Source organism: Kitasatospora griseola (assembly GCF_014648555.1).
Classification (GTDB): domain Bacteria; phylum Actinomycetota; class Actinomycetes; order Streptomycetales; family Streptomycetaceae; genus Kitasatospora; species Kitasatospora griseola.
This window is the reverse complement of sequence record NZ_BMRI01000012.1, coordinates 184,161-190,244: the sequence shown is the minus strand read 5'-3', so window position 1 is coordinate 190,244 and position 6,084 is coordinate 184,161. Positions and strand designations below refer to the sequence as shown.

6 protein-coding genes are annotated in these 6,084 nt (G+C 74.7%); 2 read left to right on the top strand and 4 right to left on the bottom strand.

Going from position 1 to position 6,084, the window contains the following annotated elements; genetic code table 11:
- The 3 genes from IEZ12_RS38590 to def all read right to left on the bottom strand — a co-directional run.
- Positions 1–790 (bottom strand): transcription antitermination factor NusB (locus IEZ12_RS38590; protein WP_308431046.1); only part of this gene is annotated, 790 nt, incomplete at its 3' end.
- Positions 791–899: 109 nt separating this feature from the next.
- Entirely contained in the window at positions 900–1,832 is a 933-nt protein-coding gene (gene fmt / locus IEZ12_RS17985; protein WP_189272918.1) for a methionyl-tRNA formyltransferase, read from the bottom strand.
- Between the two features lie 155 nt (positions 1,833–1,987).
- Positions 1,988–2,533 (bottom strand): peptide deformylase, encoded by a 546-nt coding sequence (gene def, locus IEZ12_RS17980; protein ID WP_189272896.1) that lies wholly within the window; start codon positions 2,531–2,533, stop codon positions 1,988–1,990.
- A gap of 215 nt (positions 2,534–2,748) precedes the next feature.
- On the opposite strand from def, the gene IEZ12_RS17975 reads away from it, so the two are divergent.
- Positions 2,749–3,219 (top strand): hypothetical protein, encoded by a 471-nt coding sequence (locus IEZ12_RS17975; RefSeq protein WP_189272895.1) that lies wholly within the window; start codon positions 2,749–2,751, stop codon positions 3,217–3,219.
- Positions 3,220–3,426: 207 nt separating this feature from the next.
- The gene (locus IEZ12_RS17970) at positions 3,427–3,921 is read left to right on the top strand and encodes a VOC family protein (RefSeq protein ID WP_189272894.1); all 495 of its coding nucleotides are present in this window, start codon (positions 3,427–3,429) and stop codon (positions 3,919–3,921) included.
- 71 nt (positions 3,922–3,992) lie between these two features.
- On the opposite strand, the gene IEZ12_RS17965 is transcribed toward IEZ12_RS17970, so the two are convergent.
- Positions 3,993–6,065 carry a primosomal protein N' gene (locus IEZ12_RS17965; RefSeq protein ID WP_229847641.1) on the bottom strand — a complete coding sequence of 691 codons (2,073 nt, stop codon included), beginning with the start codon at positions 6,063–6,065 and terminating at the stop codon, positions 3,993–3,995.
- Positions 6,066–6,084 lie beyond the last annotated feature (19 nt).

Sequence of the window (6,084 nt, the reverse complement as noted above, 5' to 3'; positions counted from 1 at the left end):
CGGCCCGGTTCTCGCGGACCGCGTCGAGGCCGGCGGGGTCGCCGCCCTCGGCGAGTCGCAGCGCGTACGGGGACCAGCGGCCGTCCTCGGCCTCCGGCAGCGCCTCGCGGAGTTCGGCGACGTCGGAGCGGCCGGGGCGGGCGACCAGGGTCACCTCGGGGCGGGCGTTGTCGGCGTCCAGCAGGCGCTCCATCGCGGCGCGGCCGGAGTCCTCGGGCTGCCAGCGGCCGAGCGCGTCCCACAGCGAGGAGACCACCCAGCGCGGGTGCGAGTGCACGACGGCGAGGTGGTCCTCGGCGTCGTCCTCGTACGGCGGGGCGACCTGGGCGACCCAGCCGTCGAGGTCCTGGGCGCTGATCTTGCGCAGCACCGCGTTGACGAACTTGGCGCGGCCGTCGCCGAGCACCACGCGGGCGAGTTCGACGGTCGCGGAGACCGCGGCGTGGCTGGGGATGCGAGTGCCGAGCAGCTGGTGCGCGCCGAGCGAGAGGACGTCCAGCACCGGCGGGTCGACCTCGCGCAGCGGGCGGTCCACGCAGGCGGCGATGATCGCGTCGTAGGTGCCCTGGCCGCGCAGCGTGCCGTAGACCAGCTCGGTGGCGAGCGCGGCGTCGCGGCGCTCCATGCCCTTGCGCTCGGCCTCGCGGAGCAGCGACGGCAGGATCAGGTTGGCGTACGCGTCGCGCTCGTCGACGGCGCGCAGCGCGCGGAACGCGACGATCCGGGCCGGGTCCTTCTTGGGGCGGCGGTGCGGACGGGGGGCGCGCTTGGCGCCGGCGGGGGTGCTCAACGGGTGCCTCGAAACAAAGTGCTGCGGATCAGGTCCGACCCGGCAGCGCGGCCGGGCCTCACCGTGAATTCTATGGTGAGACCCGGCCGAACCCGGCATCCGACGGGCCTCAGCCCTCGAAGCGCTCGCCGGACTCGATCCGCGCGCCGCGCGCCCAGTCGGCGGCCGGCATCGCCTTCTTGCCCTGCGGGCGGACCTCGCCGAGCTCCACCTCGTGGCTGCCGGTGCCGACCCGGACGCTGTTCTTGCTGACGGCCAACTCGCCCGGGGCGAGGGCGGCTTCACCGGGCAGCAGGCGCACGGGGCCGGTCACCTTGAGCCGCTCGCCGCGGAACGTGGTCCACGCGCCGGGCGCGGGCGCGCAGCCGCGCACCACCCGGTCGACCCGCAGCGCGGGGTGGGTCCACTCGATCCGGGCGTCCTCGACGGTGATCTTCGGCGCCGGCGACACCCCGTCCACCGGCTGCGGCTCGGGCCGGGCGGTGCCGTCCTCGATCGCGTCCATGGTGCGCACCAGCAGTTCGGCGCCCGCGAACGCGAGCCGGCCGAGCAGGTCGCCGCTGGTGTCAGTGGGCTTCACCGTCTCGGTGAGGACGCCGAACACCGGGCCGTCGTCCAGGCCCTCCTGGATCCGGAAGGTGGACGCGCCGGTCACCTCGTCGCCCGCCATGATCGAGTGCTGGACGGGGGCCGCGCCGCGCCACGCGGGCAGCAGCGAGAAGTGCAGGTTCACCCAGCCGTGCGCCGGGATCTCCAGCGCGCCGGGCCGGATCAGCGCGCCGTAGGCCACCACGGGGCAGCAGTCGGGGGCGATCTCGGCCAGCCTGGCCATGAACTCCGGCTCACTGGGGCGGGCCGGCTTGAGCACCTCGATGCCCGCCTCCTCGGCGCGCTGCGCGACGGGGCTGGCCACCAGCTTGCGCCCGCGCCCGGCCGGCGCGTCGGGGCGGGTCACCACGGCGACCACCTCGTGCCGGGAGGCCAGCAGGGCGTCCAGGGCGGGAACGGCGACCTCGGGGGTACCGGCGAAGACGAGACGCACGGGCATGGGCCTTTCTTGAAGTCCAACTGATCAGCAGGAAGTCACCCTGATCAGAACATCGGATTGCCGGAAAATGATCGTCGTCCGATCGGGCCTTCGGCTCATCGGCCCCTCCGACAATCCCACCGAAACACAGCGCGGGAACGGACGGTCCGTCAGCGAATCACGCCGAACGTGGAATGCGGCGAGACCTTCACCGTCGGCGCCGGAGCCCCGCCCCAGTCCGCCTCCCGGATCGCCTTCATCGCCGCCTTCCGGGTCTCCCCGTCCAACCGGTCGATGAAGATGATCCCGTCCAGGTGGTCCGTCTCGTGCTGGATGCACCGCGACAGCAGCTCGGTGCCCTCCACCGTCACCGGATCCCCGTACATGTTGAAGCCCTTCGCCACCACGCCGAACGCCCGCTTGGTGTCGAACCGCAACCCGGGCAGCGACAGACAGCCCTCCGGGCCGTCCTGCTCCTCCTCGGTCAACGACAGGTCCGGATTGATCAGATGCCCCACCACACCGTCCACGTTGTACGTGAACACCCGCAACGAGACGCCCAGTTGCGGCGCGGCCAGGCCCGCGCCCGGCGCCCCCAGCATGGTGTCCGTGAGGTCCTTCACCAGCCTGCGCAGTTCCTTGTCGAAGGTGACCACCGGCTTCGCGGTCGACCGCAACACCGGGTCACCGAAGATCCGGATCGGCTGAACTGCCAAGACTGCGACTCCCTCTGCCACCCGAACGGGACGGAAACAACGACCTACCGGGAAGTCTATGCAATGCCCGCCACCCGTTCGGAACGGTCACCGACAAATCCCGACTCGCACTCCGGGCGTGACCCAACGACCCGACGTGCGTTGGTCAATGCGAATTGACCGGGACGCGCGAGCGCCCCGAGCACGCGACCCGACCGAGAGGTGGCAACCAGGCCATGGCCGAGCAGATCAACCACGACGCCCGGGCCAGGGCGTCCCTGCACCTGCTGGTGCGGGACATCGAACGGGTCCGACGCCAGGTCGACGCCCTGCGCACGCTCACCGCCCAACTGGGCAACGTCTACCGCCCCCGCCGCCCCAGCACCTCCGCCGGCTTCGTGGTCTACGGCCGGGCCCCCGCCCCCACCGTCCGACTCGCCCAGGAGCTGCGCGAGAGCGTCGAGACCCTGGTCGCCGCCGCCGTCGAGTTCGACCGCGCCCTCGGCTTCTCCTGGGACTCCGTCGGCTCCGCGCTCGGCGTCACCAAGCAGGCCGTCCACCGCCGCTACGGCGTCCGCCGACCCACCACCGAACTCCTCCCCGCCCCCCGCGAAACCGAGACGGCGCCCCCGGCGCCCCCCGCCCCCCGCCCCCCGATCCCCCAGGCCCGCCAGGCCAGCCCCTTGATGTCCCAGCGCACCCGGTAGGCAGAAGAGCGCAACCAGGGACGCACAGACAGGGGCGCTGGGGGTGCCCCCAGCGCCCCTGCTTTCGCGCCCGCCTGCGTTCGGGCGCCCACCCGGTTGTGCGCCCACCTGGCCGCAGAAGCCCACGGGCCCCGTTTGTCCCCCTCCCGCTCCCGCCGAAGAATCGATCTCGCACGCCATCCTGTGCCGACGAGAGGGATCGATCCCATGGCCGTGGCCAACACCCCGATGAACCTCACCCGTGCCGCCCATGTCGGCATCTCCGTCTCCGACCTGGACACCTCGATCGCGTTCTACCGCGCCCTGACCGGCCGCGAGCCGGTCGTCGCCGACGAGACCATGCACAGCGTCCCGTTCGGCGTCTCGCAGGGCCTGCCGACGGCGAAGCTCCGCTACGCCACCATCAATCTCGACAACAGTCTCGGCATCGACCTGATCGAGTTCCAGCACCCGATCGGCTACCGCACCAACGGCGCGGCCAACCGCCCCGGCTCGATGCACCTGTGCTTCCGGGTCGACGACTTCGACGCGGTGCACCGCCGGATGAAGGACGCCGGGTACGAGTTCCTCGGCGACGACTACACCTTCCTGGCCGGCGAGGTCACCCCGGAGGCCGCGCTGGGCACCAGGGTCGCGTACTTCAACGACCCGGACGGCACCAACCTGGAGATCATCCAGCCCAAGGGCGGCTTCGCGAGCTGACGGCGGCGCACAAAAGCCCCGGCCCCGTCCGGGCCGGGGTCGGGACGTGGCCGGGCGGGGCCGGGGCCCGCTCAGCCGATGTCCGTCGGATCGACCCGGATCCGCACCGTCTCCGCCCCGCGGAGCGCCAGCCGGGCGATCTGCGCCGCCTTGAGCGCCGAGGCCAGCGCGGCCCCCTGCCCGGGAGCGACCCGCACCAGCGCCCGTTCCGCCGTCTCCCCCTTGGGCCCGCCGTACACGGGCACCGGCCCGAGGACGTCCGCGCCCTCCGGCAGCCGCACCAGCCCCAGCAGGTCCTCGACCGCCTGCGCGGGCCCCGTCACCGACGCCATCCGCGACACCGGCGGGAAGCGGAGTTCCTCCCGCTCGTCGAGTTCCATCCCGGCGTGCCCGGCGGGATCCCAGCGCACCAGCGCCTGCACGGCTCGCGCCGCGGCCTCCGCGACCACCACCACCGTCCCGCCCTCCCCCACCGGACGGACCAGCGAAGCGGCCGTCAGCCACCGCCGCACCGTCTCCTCCCCCGCCCGCAGGTCGGGACGGTTCAGCAGCGCCCACCCGTCCAGCAGCAGCGCCGCCGCGTAGCCGGGGCCCTCCGCCACCGGCTCCGCGCCCGGCGTCGAGATCACCAGCGCGGGCGACGAAGGCACGGTGGCAAGAACCGCGTCCCGCCCGGACGTCCGCACGGGCACCCGCGGGAACGCCTTCCCGAGCTCCTCCGCCGTCCGCCGCACGCCCACCACCTGCGCCCGGAGCCGGAACGAGCCGCACTCCAGGCAGTGCCAGTCGTGCTCCTCGGCGCCGCACCAGGCGCACACCAGTGCCGCGTCCGCCGCCGGGGACTCCAGCGGCCCCCCGCAGGCACGGCAGCGCACCGGCTCGCGGCAGCGCCCGCACGCCAGCCGGGGCGCGTAGCCCCGTCGCGGGACCTGGATCAGCACCGGGCCGCGCGAAAGCGCCTCGCGCGCCGTCTCCCACGCCACCGAGGGCAGCCGGGCCGCCTGCGCGGCGGCGTCCCGCGCCTGGTCCTGCTCGGTCACCGTCCGCACCCGGGGCGCGACCTGCCGGACCACCTCACGAGGCGCGGCCAGCGGCCGCGCCCACCCGCTGCGCACCAGCTGCGCGGCCTCGACCGTCATCGAGACGCCGCCGAGCAGCATCGCCGCGCCCTCCTCGGCGGCCCGCAGCAGCGCCACGTCCCGGACGTGCGGGTAGGGCGCGTTCGGGTCGCTGTGGCTGCTGTCGCCGTCCGACCACACCACCACCAGCCCGAGGTCGCTCACAGGCGCGAACACCGCCGCGCGGGTGCCGATCGCGGCGTGCACCGAGCCCCGGCTGACGGACAGCCACCGCCGGTACCGCTCCTGCGGCCCGGCCTCCGCGGCCAGCACCGCGTGCTGGCCCTCCCCCAGCACGCCCCGCAGCGCGGCGTCGACCCGCGCCACCGAGCGCCCGTCGGGCAGCACCACCAGCGCGCCGCGCCCGGACGCGAGCGTCGCGGCGACCGCCCGGGCGATCTCGAACGGCCACTCGGGGCCGGGCAGCGCCGTCCAGACGGCGCGCGGCGCGTGCCCGCCCGCCAGCGAGGCCAGGAAGTCCGCCCCGTGCGCGTACCGCTCCCAGCTCCCCACCGCCGGCGGCCCGGGCGGCGGCAGCGGCCGCGGCGAGGGCTCGCCCTCCGCTCCGGCGTGCCGCGGCGGGATCGCCAGCTGCAGCACGTCGGCCAGGGTGCCGGCGTACCGGTCGGCGACGGCCCGGCACAGTCGCAGCAGCCGGGGGGTCAGCACCACCTCGGGCGACAGCACCCGGGCCAGCGGCGCCAGCGGGCCCGCGTAGTCCGAGTCGTCCCGGCGCTCGACGATGAACCCGTCGTGCAGTGCGCCGCCCTCGCGCCGGCCGTGTGCGCCGACCCGCCCCCCGAAGCGGACCCGGACCCGGACGCCGGGCCGGGCGTCCTCGGACATCGCCTCGGGCACCGCGTAGTCGAAGTACTGGTCGAGACTGAGCACGCCCTTGTCGACCAGCACCCGGGCCACCGGCTGCCGCTCGGCCGGAACGACGCCGCGCGCGGCCCGAGGCTTCGCCCGGCGCACCGTCTCCCGGATGAACGCCAACTGCTCCCCGGCCCCGTCCGCGCTGCTCACGCCCCCCAACCTAGCGGAC